Consider the following 17,961-nt stretch of genomic DNA (forward strand, 5'->3'; position numbering starts at 1 on the left):
GCGATGGTTCGTAGGGTGGTACAGGTGATTCACATTCCGCGTGCCGCGTCCCCTGTCGGCGTCGTCAGTCAGTCCGCGCCGCCCGAGGACGGGCTGGTCGGCTTCGTCACCGACCTGGTGGAGCGCCTGGGCGGACCGGGCGCCGGCCTGGCCGTGGCGCTGGAGAACCTGTTCCCACCCATTCCCAGCGAGGTGATCCTGCCGCTGGCCGGGTTCGTCGCGGCCCAGGGCCGGATGAGCGTGGTCGGCGCGATCTTCTGGACCACCCTCGGCTCCGTGCTGGGGGCGCTGGCCCTCTACTGGATCGGCGCCAAGCTGGGCCGGGAGCGGGTCCGCGCGATCGCCGCCAAGCTGCCCCTGGTGAAGCTCAGCGACATCGACCGCACCGAGGAGTGGTTCCTCCGACACGGGGTCAAGGCGGTCTTCTTCGGCCGGATGATCCCGATCTTCCGGAGCATGATCTCCATCCCGGCCGGTGTGGAGCGGATGCCGCTGCTCACCTTCGTGGTCTACACCACCCTGGGCAGCCTGATCTGGAACACCACCTTCGTGCTGGCCGGATACCTGCTCGGGGACAACTGGCACCTGGTCGAGTCGTACGCCGGCATCCTCCAGAACCTGGTCATCGTCGCCTGCGTACTCGGGTTGGGGTGGTTCGTGGTGACCCGGCTGCGCCGCTCCCGCCGGGCCGGTGGCCTGCGGTCCAACGACAGCGGTGCCGGGCTCGCCGACGCGGAACCGGCCAGCGTCCCCGACCCGCAGGGACGCGGCACCATCTACCGCAGCGCCTGGGCCCAGGACCACCGACTGGACCGGGAACCACCCCGCTGACCGGCCCTCGGCCCTCGGCCCTTCGCCCTCGGTAGCTGTGGCAGTGGAGCTGTCCGACACGCCGGGTGCTCAACAGCCCCACTGCCACAGCCCCGGCCCGGCGGGCCTCCGTGGGAGGTGCCGGTGCGGCAGACTGGGGCGGTGGAGGGTGGGGCGGGCTGGGCGGACGAGGTTGGGGTGGTCGAGTTGCCCGGCGGGGTGCGGGTACGCGGGCGGCGGATCGCCGATCCCGCCTCCCCGGCCGACTTCAGTCTGCTGCTGGCCCCCGGGCCGGCCCCGGCCTGGGCACACCGGCGGGTGCGCTGGCCGGACTTCTGGGTGCCGACGGACCGGGCCGACGCCCTGGCGGCGTTGCGGGAGGCGCTGCGGCGCGGATACGCCGGCCAGCGGGTGGAGGTGGCCTGCCGGGGCGGCACCGGGCGTACCGGCACCGCCCTGGCGGCGTTGGCGATCCTCGACGGGCTGCCCGCCGAACAGGCGGTCACCTGGGTCCGGGCCGCCTATCGCCCCAAAGCGGTGGAGACCCCGTGGCAGCGCCGCTGGCTGCGCCGACTGCCCGAGCACTTGAGCCACCCGACATGAGGTGATCCCGGTGTGCGCGGTCGCCGGTCGACCGGTAGGACCAAGGCCAACGGCCCGGGGTGACGTAAGCGCGGTCCGGGGGTGAGGTGCCGGGCCCGGGGCGGAGTGAGCGCGGTCCGAGGTGGAGTGACCCTGGGGTGGAACGGGTGCGGCCCGGGGTGACGGCGTCACCCCGGGCCGTTCGGGTTTGTCGGGATCAGCGAGCCACGCAGGGGCGGGCCAGGTTGACCAGGTCACCCGGCCGGTTGCCGTTGACCCGGCCGATCGCGGTGGCGATCCGGTTGATGGCGGCCACCCGCCGGTCCTCCAGCGGGCCGACCACGGCGTTGCGCACGAAGTTCGGGCCACCCTCCGGCCGGACCGCCAACTGTGCCAGCCGGGCGTCGGCCTCGCCGATCTGCTTGTCCAGGTTGGCCAGCTCGCGTTGGACCTCGGCGGCGGCCTGAGCGGGTACGGCAGGCAGCCGGTCGCCGACGCTCGGGCAGCTCACCTTCTGGGCGACCCCGACTCCACCGTTGCCGGCATTACCGTTCCCGCCGTTGCCGTTCCCGCCGTTGCCGTTGCCCGCGTTGCCATTACCCGCGTTGCCGTTTCCGCCGTTGCCATTACCCGCGTTGCCGCCGTTGCCGGCGTTCCCGTTCCCCGCGTTGCCGTTGAGGGCGCTGGGGGTGCCCGGGGGGTTCAGGCCGCAGGTGGCCAGGCTGGCCAGTTCGGGGCGCTGTCCACCCACCCGGTTGATGTTGATGCCGATGCGGTCTAGGGCGGCCACCCGCTTGCTGGCCAGGGGGCCGAGGATGGCGTTGGAGATGAAGTTGGCGCCGCCTTGAGGGTTGGCGGCCTGCTGGGCGAGACGGGCGTTGGCCTCCTCGATCTGCTTGTCGAGGTTGGCCAGTTCCTGTTCGACTCCGGCGGCCGCAGCGGCGGGCACGGAACCGAGCTTGTCCCGTACCGTCGGGCAGTTCGCCGTCTGCGCGGCGGTCCTGGCGCTGTCATCGGCCGAGGCCAGCGTCAGACCGGCTCCGAGCAGGGTCACCGCGAGCAGGCCGACCCCGCCGACCTTCAAGGCCGCGTGCTTCTGGTGTCGTAGCGTACGCCTGACCATGCGTCTCTCCTCATGATTGACCGGCCGGAGGGGTCGACGAAGGTCGCCCGCCGGCTGATGCGACGTGTGGGGGCCCGGGGGCGGTACGACGGCGGCGGTCGGCCCGCCTGCGTGTCGTGCTCCCGGGTGGGACCGGACGTGTGTCGGGAGCGCTCCCGCCGCAGGTCCGGGGTGACTGTGGTTCGCCGGTGAATACGGCAGGGGGGATCTATCAGTTCAACGGTCTCGCGGGGTGACTGCGCGCCGATGCCGCACCGCCCCGGGTGCTGGGCGCCGGCTGGCCGTTAGTCTGCGTGTTCATGAAGCTCAGGGCGCTGGTGACCGTCTTCGTCGTCCTTGCGACCCTCGTCGCTCCGGTGACTCCAGGTGCTGCGGCGGCCACTGAGAGCGCCGTTCCTGCTGTGCCGCCCTGCCCGAAGGCGAAGGCACCCAAGGTGGTGCGGTCGCCGCGACCGACGCCACCACCCACGGTGGCGCAGCATCGGGTGGTCGGCGGCGAGGCCCTGGCGACCCCGGGGCTGGTCGTGCCGCCGCAGGCGCCGCCGCCACCGAAGGTGACCGCCACCTCCTGGCTGGTGGCCGATCTGGACACCGGGCAGGTGCTGGGTGGTTGTGGGCCGCACGAGTACGCCACCCCGGCGAGTGTGCAGAAGCTGCTGCTGGCCGCGACCATGCTGCCCCGACTGGACCCGACCCAGGTCGTCACGGTGACCCGCGAGGACCTGGACATCGCCCCGGGCAGTTCCGCGGTCGGGTTGCTGCCCGGTGGCCGGTACCGGGTGGAGACCCTCTGGCTGGGGCTGCTGCTGCAGTCCGGCAACGAGGCGGCCAACGCCCTGGCCCGCCTCGGCGGCGGGCCGGAGGGGGTGGCCGGTGGGGTGCGGGCCATGAACGAGTACGCCCGCCATCTGGGTGCCCTGCAGACCCACGCGGTCACCGCCTCCGGACTGGACGGTCCGGGACAGTTCACCAGCGCGTACGACCTGGCGCTGATCGCCCGGGCCTGCTTCGCCGATTCCACCTTCAACAGGTACGTGCGCACCGAGCGGGCCCGGATCCCGGCGCAGAAGGCCCTGGGCGCCAAGGGTTTCCAGATCCAGAACAACAACCAGTTGATCTACCGCTATCCGGGTGCCCTGGGCGGCAAGACCGGCTTCACGGACTACGCCCGGCACACCTATGTCGGTGCCGCCGAGCGCGACGGACGTCGGCTGGTGGTCACCCTGCTCGGTGCCGAGCCCCAGCCGCTGCGGGGCTGGGAACAGGGTGCGGCCCTGCTCGACTGGGGATTCGGCCTGCCGCCCGAGGCGACGGTGGGTCGCCTGGTCGACCCGGGGGAGTGGGAGGCCGAACCGACCCCGACCCCCACCCCACCCAGCCAGGACCTGCCGCCGGCGCAGGTGACCACCTCGGCAGGGCTGGACGACACCCCCGGCGGGGGCCGGTATGTGCCGTTGGCCGTGGGAGCGGTTCTGATCGTGCTAGCCGTGGTTCTCGTATGGCGGATGCGAGGCAGCGCCCGCCGTCGGTGACCCACGCCGGGTCGAGGGCCGGCGGGAGGTCCGTGCTGGTCGATTCGCCGGACTGGCCGGAATTCACCCGATAGTGTCAAGGGCTGTGAGAGTCTCCGGCCTGGCCGTGGCGGTGACCGCGGCGCTCATGACATCACCACTGGTGCCTACCACGGGTGCCACCGCGGCGGCACCCGTGCCGTGCCCACGACCGGCGCCACCCGCGCCCGGCCCGACACCCTCGGCGACACCGGCACCGGATCCGGTGGCCCGAGCGGTCGGGGGCGCCCGGTTGGCGACCGCCGGACTCGTCGCCCCGCCGCAGGTGTCGGCGCCACCGAAGGTGGCCGCCACCTCCTGGGTGGTGGCCGATCTGGACACCGGGCAGGTGTTGGGTGGTTGTGGGCCGCACGAGTACGCCACTCCGGCGAGTGTGCAGAAGTTGCTGCTGGCCGCGACCATGCTGCCCCGACTGGATCCGGCCGAGGTCGTCACCATCACCGCGGGCGACCTGGACATCGAGCCGGGCAGTTCGGCGGTGGGACTGGTGGCGGGTGGCCGGTACCGCGTGGACACCCTCTGGCTGGGGCTGCTGCTGCGCTCCGGCAACGAGGTGGCCAACGCCCTGGCCCGCCTGGGTGGGGGCGCGGACGGGATGGCCGGCGGCCTGCGGGAGATGAACGAGCAGGCCCGGCGGCTCGGGGCGTACCAGACCCATGCCGCGACACCCTCCGGACTGGACGGTCCGGGGCAGTTCACCAGCGCGTACGACCTGGCGTTGATCGCCCGGGCCTGCTTCGCCGACGAGCACTTCCGCCGGTACGTGGCCACCCGGGAGGCGGACATCCCGGCCCAGCCGGGACACCGCGCCAAGGGCTTCACCATCGACAACGACAACCAGCTGCTCTACCGCTACCCGGGCGCGCTGGGCGGCAAGACCGGCTACACCGACCTGGCCCGGCACACCTATGTCGGTGCCGCCGAACGCAACGGACGCCGTCTGGTGGTCACCCTGCTCGGCGCGGACGTGATCGACAAGCGGGCCTGGGAGCAGGGGGCCGAGCTGCTCGACTGGGGTTTCGCCCTGCCCCGTGACGCCTCGGTCGGGGTGCTGGTGCCCCCCGGCGCCACCACGGCCTCCGCGGCACCGAGCACGGTGCCGCCCCAGGCGCTGCCCGGTGGTGCCTCCGGTGGCGAGACCGCCGGTGGGCATCCGCTGGCCGACCGGCTCCGCTCCGGCTCGTACCTGCTCCTGGCCGTAGGGTTGACCGTCCTGGTCGCTGGCTTGATCGTGCGGCGGCGGCTGCGTGCCGACCGGCGTGCCCCGACCTCCCGCGGTTGACCGGCGGATGGCCGAACGCCGCCCTGCCGACCGGCCCCGACCCGGGCGGCGGCCGGGTCGGGCGGCGGCGGTGCTGCTGGTCGGGCTGACGGTGGGCCTGGTAGCGGCGGCCGGGTGCGGCCGTCGGACGCCCGCACCCCAACCCTCCCCGACCCCCACCCCCTCCGCGACAAGCACCACCGGTCCGGGCTTAGTCCTGCTCTCCGAGGCCGACCCCCGGATCCTGACGGACATCCGGTACGCCGGGCCGCACAACTTCATCGGTCGACCGGTCACCGGATATGCCGAGCCGGTGTGCCTGCTCACCGGCCCGGCCGCCGAGGCGCTGCGCCGGGTGCAGGACGCCGCCCTGGTCACCGGCCACACCCTCAAGGTGTACGACTGCTACCGCCCGCAGTCCGCGGCCGAGGAGTTCCTGACCTGGGCCGGTCGCCCGGACGATCAGCGGATGAAGGCCGAGTTCTATCCCCGGGTGGCCAAGTCGGACCTGTTCGACCAGGGCTATCTGGGTGCGCCGACCGCGCACAGCCGGGGCAGCACGGTGGACCTGACCCTGGTCGGCCTGCCCCCGCCCGCGCAGGCCCCCTACGTCGCCGGCCAACCACTGGTGGCCTGCGCGGCCCCCGTGCCGGAGCGCTTCGGGGACAACAGTGTCGACATGGGCACCGGGTTCGACTGCTTCGATCCGCTGGCGCACATCGACGCCACTGGAGTCAGCGCCACCGCCGGGGAGAACCGGCGGCTGCTGCGGCGGTTGATGACCGAGGGCGGGTTCGTCGGCTACGACCGGGAGTGGTGGCACTACCGCTACGGCGACGAACCCTGGCCGGACACCTACTTCGACCTGCCGGTCGCCCGCTCCTCCGCCGACTGACCGCCCGCAGGGCAGCGCCCGGCACCACAGCGCGACCCGCTCGGGTGTGGGCCGCGCTCATGTCGCCGGTGACCTGGATCACGCTAGCGTCGCCGTACGCCGACATCATCGCCGGCGCTCACCGGCCCTCAGGGAGAGCGTCATGCTGAAATCCGTCCTGCGGCTGCTCGCCGGAGCCGTCGCGGCAGCGCTGATCACCCCGACGGCAATGCTGATCACCCCCACCGCACCGGCGTACGCCGCCACTGTGCACACCAAGACCCCGGTGGCCGGGACCCTGTCGTCGTACCGGATCTCCGGGGTGTACGTCGCCGGGGTCTCCTCCGGGGCCTACCTGGCCACCCAGCTCCAGGTCGCCTACTCGCAGCGGATCAGGGGAGCGGCGCTGTTCGCCGCCGGCCCGTACTACTGCGCCCAGAACAACGTGGCCCAGGCCCTGTACGGCTGCGGCGACAACCTCTACCCGACCTACCTGAGCGCCCTGCAGACCTACACCCGCACCTGGGCCGGCTACGGCTGGATCGACCCGGTCAGTGGGCTGTCCGGGGAGCCGGTCTACGTCTTCCACGGTCGCTCCGACAGCACCGTCAAGCGGTCGGTCAGCGACGACCTGGTCCGCTACCAGCAGCACTTCGGCGCCAACGTGCAGTACGACAACACCTCCTCCGCCGGGCACGGCTGGGTCACCCCGTACGGGACGGTGGGCTGCACGGGCACGGCCGCACCGTTCCTCAACAACTGCGGCACCGACCCGCAGAACTCCCTGCTGCGCAAGCTGTTCGGCACGGTGCAGCCGCCGAACACCGGCCCCCTGGGCGGCACCCTGATCCGGTTCAGCCAGCACACCTTCGCCCCCGGCGGCCGGGCCACCGCCCTGAGCATGGATGCCGAGGGGTTCGCCTACGTTCCGGCCTCCTGCGCGGCCGGGGCGAGCTGCCGCCTGATGGTCGCCCTGCACGGCTGCCTGCAGGGGCGCAGCCGGGTCGGTACGGCCTTCGTGGACCGGGCCAACCTCAACCAGTACGCCGACACCAACGCGATGATCGTGCTGTATCCGCAGGCGGTCACCGCCACCGCCAATCCGAACGGCTGCTGGGACTGGTGGGGCTACCTGGGGGCGACGAACTACCCCATCAAGGGCGGGGCCCAGGTGGAGACCGTGATGAACATGGTCCGACGACTGGGCGGATGATGACGCCCGGCGTCGCCCCGTAGGCTGTCGGTCATGACTGCCGTACGTCGATACCTGGGTGACGCACGGTGGCTGGCGCGGCCGGCCCCAGCGCTCATGCCGAGGTCAGTGACCCGGTGAACGGTGCGCAGGTGCCGGCCCCGCGCCGCGGGCCGGTCGACTCGTCACGGCCTGGGCTGTTCGAGGCCTGTGCCCGGATCTCCGCCTCCCGCCCGTTCGAACTCGCGATCGTCGCGGTGATCCTGGCCAACGGGGTGGTCCTGGGGCTGGAGACCTATCCCGATCTGGGTGCGGCCGGCACGGCCCTGCACGCGGTCGAGTGGATCTTCCGAGTGATTTTTGTCATCGAGATCGTCATCCGGGTGCTGGCCTACGGGCGCCGACCACAGGACTTCTTCCGCCAGGGTTGGAACGTCTTCGATTTCCTGGTGATCGTGGCGATCTTCCTGCCGGGCCTGCACGGCGACTCGGCGCTGTTGCGGGTCGTACGGGTGTTGCGAATGGTGCGGCTGGTGCGGTTCTCGCCCGGCCTGCGCACGATCGTCGCGGCCCTGTGGCGCAGTCTGCCGGGCATCGGCGGCTTCTTCGCCCTGGCCGTGGTGACCCTCTACGTCTACGGGATGGCCGGCTGGCTGATCTTCGGCAAGGTCTATCCGGAGCAGTACGGGGACATCGGACGGTCGCTGCTGACCCTGTTCGTGCTGCTGTCCCTGGAGACCCTGCCGGACCTCATAGAACAGGGCATGGAGGTCTCCCCGTGGACGGTGCTCTACTACGGCAGCTTCGTGGTGATCACGGTGAACCTGCTGCTGAACATCCTGATCGCCGTCTTCGTCAACTCCATGGAGGAGGCGCGTCGGCTGGAGATGACCGAAGGGCTGGCCCCCGGCTACGACTCCGACGGCGACGGGGTGCCCGACGAAGTGGACCGCATCGCGATCAGTCAACGCCTGGACGATCTGCGCACCCTCATCGTGGAGTTGGAGCGGGAGTTGCGCATCGATCGCGACGACGGGCGGGGACGTCGGGTGTTGAAGGACTGAACGAACGTTTTTGACCGAACCGGACGCGCCGATCCCCGGTGTTTTCCGGCCCGGGTCGAACGGTCGACGACCGGTGAACTCGGCGGACGTTCTGAGTGCTCTGTCGCCGGACACACCTTTGATCCAAATCACGGCAGATGCAGACAGCGGTCCTTACCGGATAGGGTCGTTGCACCGACTGATGATCTCCCGAGGAGGGTGTGTGCTGGTTCTGGTGGCGGTCCATGCGCTGACAGCCGTGATCGCCCCGGCGCTGGTGCGACTCTGGGGACGGCACGCCCTCTACGTGGTCGCGTTGGTCCCTGGAGCGACGCTGGCGTGGGCGCTGACGCAGACCGGCGGGGTCCGCTCCGGCGAGCCAGTGGTCGAGACGGTGACCTGGGTGCCGCAGCTGGGCCTGGAACTCGCGCTACGAATGGGCACCCTGTCCTGGCTGATGCTGGTGCTGGTCGGCGGGGTGGGTGCGCTGGTGCTGGCGTACAGCGCCCGCTACTTCCGCTCCGACGACCCCGGCCTGGGTCGCTTCGCGGCGGTGTTCGTGGCCTTCGCCGGTGCGATGCTCGGCCTGGTCGTCTCCGACGACCTGCTGCTGCTGTACGTGTTCTGGGAGCTGACGACGGTCTTCTCCTACCTGCTGATCGGCTACGACCCGGCCAAGCGGACCAGCCGGCGAGCCGCCATGCAGGCCCTGCTGGTGACCACCCTGGGTGGCCTGGCGATGCTCGCCGGGTTCGTGATGCTGGGTCAGCACGCCGGCAGCTACCGCTGGTCCGAGGTGTCCCAGAACCTGCCCGCCGGCGGTTACCTGGCCACCGCCCTGGTGCTGGTCCTGCTGGGGGCGTTGAGCAAATCGGCGATCTTCCCGTTCAGCTTCTGGTTGCCGGGGGCGATGGCGGCCCCCACCCCGGTCAGCGCGTACCTGCACGCCGCGGCCATGGTCAAAGCGGGCGTCTTCCTGGTAGCCCTGATGGGCCCCGCCGTCGGAGATGCCACCCCGTGGCGGCCGGTGCTGCTCGTCGGCGGTCTGATCACGATGTTCTTCGGCGGCTGGTCGGCGCTGCGGCAGGTCGACCTCAAGCTGCTGCTGGCGTACGGCACGGTCAGCCAACTCGGCCTGCTGATGGTGATCCTGGGTGCCGGCACCCGGGACACCGCCCTGGCCGGGGTGGCCATGGTGCTGGCCCACGCCCTGTTCAAAGCCACCCTGTTCCTCACCGTCGGGGTCATCGACCACGCCACCGGCACCCGTGACCTGCGGGAACTCAGCGGTGTAGGGCGTCGGGCCCCCGCCCTGGCCGTGGTGGCGGGGCTGGCCGCGGCCTCCATGGCCGGTCTGCCGCCGATGGCCGGTTTCGTCGCCAAAGAGGCCGCGGTCGAGGCGCTGCTGCACGGCGGCACCGCCGACCTGGTGGTACTCGCCGGTGTGATCTTCGGTTCCGTGCTGACGGTGGCGTACACCCTGCGCTACCTGTGGGGGGCCTTCGCCGACAAGCCCGGGATCAAGCCCACCACGGTCCGGCCGGTGTCCTGGGCGATCCTCACCCCGGCCGCCGTGCTGGCCCTGGCCGGGGTGGCCGTCGGTGTGCTGGCCCCGGCGGTCGATCGCCTGCTGGCCCCGTACGCCGATCTCTACCGGTCCGCGGAGCCCGGCTACCACCTGGCCCTGTGGCACGGCCTGACCCCGGCCCTGGGCCTGTCCGCGCTGGCGGTGGCCGGGGGTGTCGGACTGTTCGCCCTGATGCGCCGGGAGCGGTTCCGGGTCACCCTGCGGCTGCCGTTCGACGGGGCGGTGGCGTACAAGAAGTGCATCAACGCCATCGACCGGCTGGCGGTCGAGCTGACCGGTAGGACCCAGCGTGGTTCGCTGCCGTTCTACCTCGGGGTCATCCTGGTGGTGATGGTCGTGTTGCCGGGTGGTGCGCTGCTGGCCGGCAGCCCCTGGCCACAGCGCTTCCATCTGTGGGACACCCCCTTGCAGGGAGTCGCCGCCGCCATGGTGGTGATCGCCGCCGTGATGGCCGCCCGCGCCCTGCGTCGGCTCACCGCGATGATCCTGGTCGGGGTGGCCGGCTACGGCATCGCCCTGATGTTCATCCTGCACGGGGCCCCCGACCTGGCGTTGACCCAGTTCCTGGTGGAGACCGTCACGATCGTGATGTTCGTGCTGGTCCTGCGCCGACTGCCGGCCAAGTTCTCCGAACGCCCGATCCGTTCCAGCCGACGGGGTCGGGTGGCGATCGGGGTGGCCGTCGGCGCCGTCACCGCCGGCATGGCCTACGTCGCGGCCGGGGCCCGGCAGGCCGTCCCGATCTCGGTCGACTTCCCCGACGAGGCGGTGGCCTACGGCGGCGGCAAGAACGTCGTCAACGTGACCCTGGTCGATATCCGGGCCTGGGACACCATGGGTGAGATCGCCGTCCTGGTGGTGGCCGCCACCGGGGTGGCCAGCCTGATCTTCCGCCATGCCCGCGACCTGGTCCGCCGTGGCGACATCCCCGGCGGGGGCCCGACGGAGTACAACCGGCCCCGCTGGTTGACCACCGGCGCCACCGCCCGGTCCCAGTCGGTCATCATTCAGGTGATCACCCGGCTGCTGTTCCACGCCATTCTGCTGTTCTCCATCTACCTGCTGTTCAGTGGCCACAACGCCCCCGGTGGCGGCTTCGCCGCCGGTCTGGTGGCGGGTCTGGCCCTGGCCGTGCGGTACCTGGCCGGTGGTCGTACCGAGCTCAACGGCGCCGCCCCGGTCGACGCCGGTGTGGTGCTCGGCGCCGGTCTGTTCGTGGCCGTCGGCACCGGCCTGGCCGCGGTGCTGCTGGGCGGGGAGTTCCTGCAGAGCGCCCTGCTGGACTTCCACCTGCCGGTGCTGGGTCACATTCACTTCGTCACGTCGGCCTTCTTCGACGTCGGGGTCTTCCTGATCGTCGTCGGCCTGGTACTGGACATCCTGCGCAGCCTCGGCGCCGAGATGGACCGCCAACACGAGACCGAGGGCGACGAGGTACGGGAAAAGGAGCTGGTGTGAGCCCCAACCTCACCTACGTCATCGTGGTCGGCGTGCTCGTCGCCGCCGGTGTGACGCTGCTGCTGGAACGCAGCCTCACCCGGGTGCTGATGGGTGTCATCCTGCTCGGCAACGGCGCGAACATGCTGCTGCTCACCGGTGGGCGGGCCGGAGGCCCGCCGATCGTCGGCAGCACCCCGCAGGAGGAGATGAGTGATCCGCTGCCGCAGGCGATGATCCTCACCGCCATCGTGATCACCCTAGGCATGACCGCCTTCCTGCTCGCCCTGGCGTACCGCAGTTGGCACCTCAACGGGCACGACGAGGTGCAGGACGACGTCGAGGACCGCCGGATCATGGACCTCGCGGACCGCGACGAGGTCCCCGACGACGACGTCGATGGTGACGACGACGAGGAAACACCGACTGAGGACGATCGGCGGCTGTCCGCCACGGCGAAGGGAGGGCGGGCCGGATGACCTACCTCGTTCCGCTGCCGGTGGTGATGCCACTGCTCGGCGCGGCCCTCACCCTGCTGCTGCTCGGCCGGCCCCGCGCCCAACGGTGGGTCAGCCTCACCGTGCTCGCCGCCACGGTCGCGGTGGCTGCGACCCTGCTGGTGCAGTCCAGCCTGCACGGGCCCCTGGTGGTGGAGGTCGGTGGCTGGGTCGCCCCGCTGGGCATCGTGCTGGTGGCCGACCAGCTCGCCGCCCTGATGCTGGTGGTCTCCGCCGCGGTGACCCTGTGCGTGCTGGTGTACTCCATCGGGCAGGGTATGGCCGACGGCGACGAGGAGACTCCGCTGTCGGTCTACCACCCCACCTATCTGGTGCTGACCGCCGGCGTCTGCAACGCCTTCCTCTCCGGCGATCTGTTCAACCTCTATGTCGGCTTCGAGATCCTGCTGGTGGCCAGCTACGTGCTGCTGACCCTGGGCAGCACCGAGACCCGGATCCGGGCCGGCACCACCTACGTCGTGGTCAGCCTGCTCTCCTCGGTGATCTTCCTGGTCGCCATCGGTCTGGTGTACGCCTCGACCGGCACCCTGAACCTGGCCCAGCTCGTCGACCGGCTGGACGCCCTTCCGGACGACATCCGGTTGGTGCTCCAGGGCATGCTGCTGCTGGCGTTCGGCATCAAGGCCGCGGTGTTCCCGCTGTCGGCCTGGTTGCCGGACAGTTACCCCACCGCCCCCGCCCCGGTCACCGCGGTCTTCGCCGGCCTGCTGACCAAGGTCGGTGTGTACGCCATCATCCGTACCGAGACCCTGCTGTTCCCCGGCGGACGGACCGCGACCCTGCTGCTGGTGACGGCCGTGTTGACCATGGTGGTCGGCATCCTGGGCGCGGTGGCCCAGTCCGACATCAAACGGTTGCTGTCCTTCACCCTGATCAGCCACATCGGTTACATGCTCTTCGGGGTGGGGCTCACCTCGGCCCTGGGGCTGTCCGCGGCGATCTTCTACGTGGTGCACCACATCACCATCCAGACCACCCTGTTCCTCGCCGCCGGACTGGTCGAACGAAGAGGTGGCACCACCGCCATGGACCGGCTGGGCGGCCTGGCCCGCCTGTCGCCGATCCTCGCGGTGCTGTTCTTCGTACCGGCGTTGAACCTCGCCGGCATCCCACCCTTCTCCGGGTTCCTCGGCAAGCTCGGCCTGGTCCAGGCCGGCATCGACGACGGGGGGGCCCTGGCCTGGATTCTGGTCGCCGGTGGCCTGGTCACAAGCCTGCTGACCCTGTACGCGGTGGCCCGGGTGTGGAACCTGGCCTTCTGGCGGGCACCCCACCCGGACATGCCGGCGGCCGATGACGCGGAGCAGGCGGCCCGCACCGAGGGAGCGGTGCAGCCGCAGCAGCCCCTGGCGGCCGGGCAGACCGGTGCCGTGCTGCCCCGGCTGATGATCGCGCCGACGGTGGCCCTGGTGGTCTTCGGCCTGGTGCTGTCGGTGGTGGCCGGTCCGCTGTTCGACCTGAGCACGGACGCCGCGAACGATCTGCTGCAACGCACCCCGTACGTCGAGGCCGTCTTCCCGGGAGGTGCGCCGTGAAACCCGACTCGATGACCCCGGCGGATCCGACCGAGCCGCCCAACCCACCCCTGACCCCGGCCGCCCGACGCCGCAACCGGATCACCGCGGTGATCTTCCTGGTGGTGGTCTGGGTGCTGCTCTGGGGTACGCCCTCCTGGGCGACCGTGATCAGTGGGCTGGTGGTGGCCGCCGTGCTGCTGGCGGTCTTCCCCCTGCCGCCGGTGACCTTCGCGGGGCGCATCCACCCCCTCGGTGTCCTCCGGTTCCTGGTCCGCTTTCTCAGCGATCTCGTGGTCGCCTCCGTACAGATCGCCTGGTTGGCGATGCGTCCGGGGCATGTGCCGCACAGCGCCATCATCGCGGTGCAGTTGCGGGTGAACACCGACCTCAACCTCACCCTCACCGCGGAGGCCCTGTCCCTGGTGCCGGGTAGCCTGATTCTCGAGGCTGACCGAGCCAGCGGCACCCTGTTCGTCCACGTCATCAACCTCGACAGCCTGGCCGAGGTGGAGAAGTTCCGGCGCGAGGTGCTGGAACTGGAGGGCCGCATCATCGGTGCCATCGGCTCACCGGAGGAACAGCGTCGCATCCGGGAGAATCCACCGCCGCCACTGGATCTGGAAGGGGTAGCGGCATGACCATCGTCGCCGTGACCGTCACCGCGCTGCTCGCCGTGGCCGGTGGGCTCACCCTCACCCGCATCATCCGTGGTCCGTCGATCCTGGACCGGGCCGTGGCCACCGACGTGCTGCTGGCCATCATCGTCGCGGCCATCGCCACCGAGGCCGCCTACAGCCGGGACGCCACCGCGCTGCCGGTGCTGGTGGTGCTGGCGGTGCTCGGGTTCGTCGGGTCGGTCAGCGTCGCCCGCTTCGCGGCAGGGAGAAACGGCAAATGAGCCTCGACGCCGTACTCGACATCGTCGCCGCGGTCTGCCTGATCAGCGGTGCCCTGCTCAGTCTCGCCGCCGGGGTGGCCCTGGTGCGCTTCCCCGACCTGCTCACCCGGATGCACGCCGCGGCCAAGCCGCAGGTTCTCGGGCTGCTGCTGGTGCTGCTCGGCTGCGGGCTGCGGCTGCGTACCGGGGTCGACATCACCACCCTGGTGCTGATCGGGGTCTTCCAGTTGGCCACCGCCCCGGTGGCCGCCCACATGGTCGGTCGGGCCGGCTACCCGCACGGTGAGATCCGCAGCGACCTTCTGCTCACCGACGAACTCGCCGCCCACCTCGACCGCATCACCGAAGACACCCCCACCCCCCACCGCCCCTGACCCCAAACCCCGTTGCCCCCGTAACCCCCCACTCCCTACCCTCACCCCACGCATTCCGCGTCTTGCACTTTCTGTCGGGGTACAAGCCGCAGAAGTGACGTATCGGCGACCGGAAGTGCATGATCGGCGTTGACGAGGAGAGGGCATCATGGGGTTCAGCCTGCTTGCGGGGACCCGGGCACCGGTGCGGGTCTGGACGGATCCGTACGGGATCGAGGCGCAGGCGGCCCGGCAACTGCGCAACATCGGGGGACTGCCCTGGGTGCAGGGGGTCGCGGTGATGCCGGATGTGCACTTCGGCAAGGGTGCCACGGTAGGTTCGGTGATCGCGATGCGGCAGGCCGTGTCGCCGGCGGCCGTCGGGGTGGACATCGGCTGCGGCATGTCGGCGGTACGCACCTCGCTGACCGCCGCCGACCTGCCGGACGACCTCTCCGGGCTGCGTCGGGCCATCGAGGAGGCCATTCCGGTGGGGTTCGCCCAGCGGGACGAGCCGGTCGACCCGCGCCGTGTCCGGGGTCTGGAGCAGCGCGGCTGGGGTGACTTCTGGCAGCGCTTCGCCGACCTGGACCGCCGGGTGGCCCAGCTGGAGACGCGGGCCCACCGGCAGTTGGGCACCCTCGGCGGCGGCAACCACTTCATCGAGGTCTGCCTGGAGTCCGGCGGCACCGATCCGGGGCGGGTGTGGCTGATGCTGCACTCCGGCTCCCGCAACATCGGCAAGGAGCTGGCCGAGCGGCACATGGCGGTGGCCCGACGGCTGCCGCACAACGCCGACCTGCCCGACCGGGACCTGGCGGTCTTCCTCACCGGGACCCCGGAGATGGCGGCCTACCGCCGGGACCTGTGGTGGGCGCAGGAGTACGCCCGGCGCAACCGGGCGGTCATGCTGGCCATGCTGATGAACCTGGTGCGGGACCGGTTCGGGCAGGTCAGCTACGACGAGCCGATCAGCTGCCACCACAACTACGTGGCCGAGGAGCGCTACGACGGGGTGGAGGTGCTGGTCACCCGCAAGGGGGCGATCCGGGCCGGCGCCGGTGAGCTGGGCATCATCCCCGGATCGATGGGCACCGGGTCGTACATCGTGCGGGGCAGGGGCAACGAGGCGGCGTACTGCTCGGCCTCGCACGGGGCGGGACGGCGGATGTCGCGCGCCCAGGCCAAGCGGACCTTCAGCACGGAGGATCTGGCCGCGCAGACCTCCGGGGTGGAGTGCCGCAAGGACGCCGGGGTGGTCGACGAGATCCCCGGGGCGTACAAGGACATCACCGAGGTGATGGCCCAGCAGGAGGACCTGGTCGAGGTGGTGGCCCACCTCAAGCAGGTGGTCTGCGTCAAGGGCTGACCGACCACCCCTGGTAACCCAGCGCCGGCGCGGTCGCTGGGTTACCAGGGCGGATGTGGCAGCGCAGGTGGACGGCACGCCGAGCCGAACGACCTGCACTGGCGCCGGCGTCTCGCCCGGAGCAGGGCGGACGGGGGAGGCGGTTCGATGGGCCAGGTGCTGCCGTTGCTGCATTCCCTGTACGCCGGCTGTGTCGCGGTGCCCGGTCGGCGACCGACTCCGGCCGTACGTGCTCGGTTATGCGGGGTTGCATGCGGCGATCGACGGGCGGCTGCGGCGGCGGATCTTGCCGCGCGGCCTTTTCTCTGCCCCCTCCTTCCCCGCCGATCTTGCACTTTCGGTCGCCACATAAGCCGCAAAAGCCACGTATCAGCGACCAAAAGTGCAAGGTCGACGGGGCGAGGCGGGCGCGGGCGGGGCGGGCGGGGCGAGCGCGGGGGCGGGCGGGGAGGGGTAGGTTGCGGGGGTGGGTGGGGTGGGGGAGGTTCGGGCGGCGCTTGCGGGGGTGGCGGATCCCGGACGGGCGGCGGGGGTTGGTCGGTATCTCCAGATGGTGCCGGGTGGGTACGGCGAGGGGGACCGGGCCATCGGGGTGACCGTGCCGGAGCAGCGGAAGGTGGCCGGCCGGTACTGGCGTCAGCTGTCCCTCGACGAGGTGGCGACGCTGTTGGGTAGCGAGGTGCACGAGGAACGGCTGACGGCGATCTTCGTCCTGGTGCGGAAGTTCGCCAGGGGCGACGAGGAGCAACGCGAGGCCATCGTCCGCCTGGTGCTGGCCAACACGGACCGGATCAACAACTGGGACCTGGTGGACTCGTGCGCGCCGTACCTCCTCGGACCCTGGCTGATCGACAAGGACCGTGGGGTCCTCGACGGGCTGGCCGCCTCCGAGCTGGTGTGGGAGCGGCGGATGGCGATCATGGCGACCTTCGCCTTCATCAAGGCCGGCGACTTCGAGTGGACCCTGCGGCTCAGCGAGCGGTTGCTGGGTGACCCGCACGACCTCGTCCACAAGGCGGTCGGTTGGATGCTGCGCGAGGTGGGCAACCGGGACCGGGCGGTGGCCGAGGAGTTCCTGTCCCGGTGGCACCGGGACATGCCTCGGGTGATGTTGCGGTACGCGATCGAGAAGTTCGAGCCGGAGCGACGGCGGCGGTACCTGTCCGGGACGATCACCCCGCCCGCAACGCCCTGAGGCTAGAGCCAGCCGTTGTCGTACGCCATTCGGGCGGCCTCGTGGGGGTTGGGTGCCCCGGTCTTCGACACGGCCGCCATGACGTGGGCCTGGAGGGTCGCCGTCGACAGCCCGAAGATGGAGCGTAGGGCCGGTACCGGGGTGCCGTCGTGCAGGGCGGCCAGGATGCCGCGTTCGCGCTGGGTCAGCGGGCCGGGGCGGGGCCGTTCGACCGGCGGGGTCGAGGCGGAGCTGCTGTCGGCCAGTTCGATGTCGATGACCCGCCGGCCTGCGTGCACGTCCCGGATGGCGCGGCACAGTCGGTCGCTCGGGGCGTCCTTGACCAGGAAGCCGGCCACCCCGGCCTGCATGGCCCGGTCGAAGTTCCCCGGGGTACCGACGCTGGTCAGCACCAGGATGCGTACCGGCGAGCCGGCGTCCTTGAGGCGTTGCGCGGCGACGATGCCGTCCATGCCGGGCAGGTCGATGTCGACCACCGCGACGTCCGGCCGGTGTTGTTCGATCTCGGCCAGGATGGTGTCACCGCGCTCGGTCTCCGCCACGACTGTGATGTCGTTCTCCAGAGACATCAAGGCCACCAGCGCACCACGGATGAGGTTCTGATCCTCAGCCACCAACACGCGGATCATG

Annotated in this window: 17 protein-coding genes; 15 read left to right on the top strand and 2 right to left on the bottom strand. The window is 71.1% G+C overall.

The genetic code is table 11. From position 1 onward, the window contains the following. Nucleotides 1-24 precede the first annotated feature (24 nt). Nucleotides 25-831 (top strand): DedA family protein, encoded by an 807-nt coding sequence (locus ABZ795_RS01520; protein WP_357527945.1) that lies wholly within the window; start codon nucleotides 25-27, stop codon nucleotides 829-831. A gap of 123 nt (nucleotides 832-954) precedes the next feature. Next, nucleotides 955-1,413, top strand: coding sequence for a protein-tyrosine phosphatase family protein (locus ABZ795_RS01525; protein WP_357527947.1), 459 nt, complete (start codon nucleotides 955-957; stop codon nucleotides 1,411-1,413). 196 nt (nucleotides 1,414-1,609) lie between these two features. Here the strand turns inward: ABZ795_RS01525 and ABZ795_RS01530 are convergent, their stop codons facing one another. Beyond that, the gene (locus ABZ795_RS01530) at nucleotides 1,610-2,515 is read right to left on the bottom strand and encodes a hypothetical protein (RefSeq protein WP_357527949.1); all 906 of its coding nucleotides are present in this window, start codon (nucleotides 2,513-2,515) and stop codon (nucleotides 1,610-1,612) included. Nucleotides 2,516-2,814: 299 nt separating this feature from the next. On the opposite strand from ABZ795_RS01530, the gene ABZ795_RS01535 reads away from it, so the two are divergent. From ABZ795_RS01535 to ABZ795_RS01595, 13 genes are all read left to right on the top strand, one after another. Next, complete coding sequence (locus tag ABZ795_RS01535; protein ID WP_357527951.1) at nucleotides 2,815-4,047, top strand: serine hydrolase; 1,233 nt, start codon at nucleotides 2,815-2,817, stop codon at nucleotides 4,045-4,047. A gap of 127 nt (nucleotides 4,048-4,174) precedes the next feature. Next, nucleotides 4,175-5,368: a D-alanyl-D-alanine carboxypeptidase gene (locus ABZ795_RS01540; protein ID WP_357528312.1), complete on the top strand. Its 1,194-nt coding sequence runs from the start codon at nucleotides 4,175-4,177 to the stop codon at nucleotides 5,366-5,368. 7 nt (nucleotides 5,369-5,375) lie between these two features. Continuing rightward, a complete protein-coding gene (locus ABZ795_RS01545; protein WP_357527952.1) occupies nucleotides 5,376-6,242 on the top strand; it encodes a M15 family metallopeptidase in 867 nt (288 codons plus the stop codon). Between the two features lie 142 nt (nucleotides 6,243-6,384). Then, a complete protein-coding gene (locus ABZ795_RS01550) occupies nucleotides 6,385-7,434 on the top strand; it encodes a PHB depolymerase family esterase (RefSeq protein WP_357527954.1) in 1,050 nt (349 codons plus the stop codon). Nucleotides 7,435-7,502: 68 nt separating this feature from the next. Continuing rightward, a complete protein-coding gene (locus ABZ795_RS01555) occupies nucleotides 7,503-8,477 on the top strand; it encodes an ion transporter (protein WP_357527956.1) in 975 nt (324 codons plus the stop codon). Between the two features lie 202 nt (nucleotides 8,478-8,679). Beyond that, entirely contained in the window at nucleotides 8,680-11,502 is a 2,823-nt protein-coding gene (locus tag ABZ795_RS01560) for a Na+/H+ antiporter subunit A (RefSeq protein ID WP_357527958.1), read from the top strand. Then, on the top strand, nucleotides 11,499-11,960 hold the full coding sequence (locus tag ABZ795_RS01565; protein WP_327026067.1) for a Na(+)/H(+) antiporter subunit C: 462 nt from the start codon (nucleotides 11,499-11,501) through the stop codon (nucleotides 11,958-11,960). The genes ABZ795_RS01560 and ABZ795_RS01565 overlap by 4 nt, the downstream gene beginning before the upstream one ends. Then, nucleotides 11,957-13,534 (top strand): Na+/H+ antiporter subunit D, encoded by a 1,578-nt coding sequence (locus ABZ795_RS01570; RefSeq protein WP_327026066.1) that lies wholly within the window; start codon nucleotides 11,957-11,959, stop codon nucleotides 13,532-13,534. The genes ABZ795_RS01565 and ABZ795_RS01570 overlap by 4 nt, the downstream gene beginning before the upstream one ends. After that, nucleotides 13,531-14,154, top strand: coding sequence for a Na+/H+ antiporter subunit E (locus tag ABZ795_RS01575; RefSeq protein WP_357527961.1), 624 nt, complete (start codon nucleotides 13,531-13,533; stop codon nucleotides 14,152-14,154). The genes ABZ795_RS01570 and ABZ795_RS01575 overlap by 4 nt, the downstream gene beginning before the upstream one ends. Beyond that, nucleotides 14,151-14,414, top strand: coding sequence for a monovalent cation/H+ antiporter complex subunit F (locus ABZ795_RS01580; protein ID WP_327026062.1), 264 nt, complete (start codon nucleotides 14,151-14,153; stop codon nucleotides 14,412-14,414). The genes ABZ795_RS01575 and ABZ795_RS01580 overlap by 4 nt, the downstream gene beginning before the upstream one ends. Further along, nucleotides 14,411-14,788, top strand: coding sequence for a monovalent cation/H(+) antiporter subunit G (gene mnhG / locus ABZ795_RS01585; protein ID WP_327026060.1), 378 nt, complete (start codon nucleotides 14,411-14,413; stop codon nucleotides 14,786-14,788). Before ABZ795_RS01580 ends, mnhG begins: the two co-directional genes overlap by 4 nt. Nucleotides 14,789-14,936: 148 nt before the next feature. Next, complete coding sequence (locus ABZ795_RS01590; protein ID WP_357527963.1) at nucleotides 14,937-16,136, top strand: RtcB family protein; 1,200 nt, start codon at nucleotides 14,937-14,939, stop codon at nucleotides 16,134-16,136. 475 nt (nucleotides 16,137-16,611) lie between these two features. Continuing rightward, nucleotides 16,612-17,331, top strand: coding sequence for a DNA alkylation repair protein (locus ABZ795_RS01595; protein WP_357527965.1), 720 nt, complete (start codon nucleotides 16,612-16,614; stop codon nucleotides 17,329-17,331). 2 nt (nucleotides 17,332-17,333) lie between these two features. On the opposite strand, the gene ABZ795_RS01600 is transcribed toward ABZ795_RS01595, so the two are convergent. Next, nucleotides 17,334-17,960, bottom strand: a complete 627-nt coding sequence (locus ABZ795_RS01600; RefSeq protein ID WP_327026057.1) for a response regulator transcription factor — start codon at nucleotides 17,958-17,960, stop codon at nucleotides 17,334-17,336. Nucleotide 17,961: the final 1 nt, after the last annotated feature.

It is taken from the genome of Micromonospora sp. NPDC047134 (assembly GCF_040643455.1).
Classification (GTDB): Bacteria; Actinomycetota; Actinomycetes; order Mycobacteriales; family Micromonosporaceae; genus Micromonospora.

Excerpts from the sequence above, each read along its gene's own strand:
- ABZ795_RS01530 (WP_357527949.1), bottom strand. The coding sequence starts at position 2,515 with ATGGTCAGGCGTACGCTACGACACCAGAAGCACGCGGCCTTGAAGGTC.
- ABZ795_RS01535 (WP_357527951.1), top strand. The coding sequence starts at position 2,815 with ATGAAGCTCAGGGCGCTGGTGACCGTCTTCGTCGTCCTTGCGACCCTC.
- ABZ795_RS01540 (WP_357528312.1), top strand. The coding sequence starts at position 4,175 with ATGACATCACCACTGGTGCCTACCACGGGTGCCACCGCGGCGGCACCC.
- ABZ795_RS01545 (WP_357527952.1), top strand. The coding sequence starts at position 5,376 with ATGGCCGAACGCCGCCCTGCCGACCGGCCCCGACCCGGGCGGCGGCCG.
- ABZ795_RS01550 (WP_357527954.1), top strand. The coding sequence starts at position 6,385 with ATGCTGAAATCCGTCCTGCGGCTGCTCGCCGGAGCCGTCGCGGCAGCG.
- ABZ795_RS01570 (WP_327026066.1), top strand. The coding sequence starts at position 11,957 with ATGACCTACCTCGTTCCGCTGCCGGTGGTGATGCCACTGCTCGGCGCG.
- ABZ795_RS01580 (WP_327026062.1), top strand. The coding sequence starts at position 14,151 with ATGACCATCGTCGCCGTGACCGTCACCGCGCTGCTCGCCGTGGCCGGT.
- mnhG (WP_327026060.1), top strand. The coding sequence starts at position 14,411 with ATGAGCCTCGACGCCGTACTCGACATCGTCGCCGCGGTCTGCCTGATC.
- ABZ795_RS01590 (WP_357527963.1), top strand. The coding sequence starts at position 14,937 with ATGGGGTTCAGCCTGCTTGCGGGGACCCGGGCACCGGTGCGGGTCTGG.
- ABZ795_RS01600 (WP_327026057.1), bottom strand. The coding sequence starts at position 17,960 with ATGATCCGCGTGTTGGTGGCTGAGGATCAGAACCTCATCCGTGGTGCG.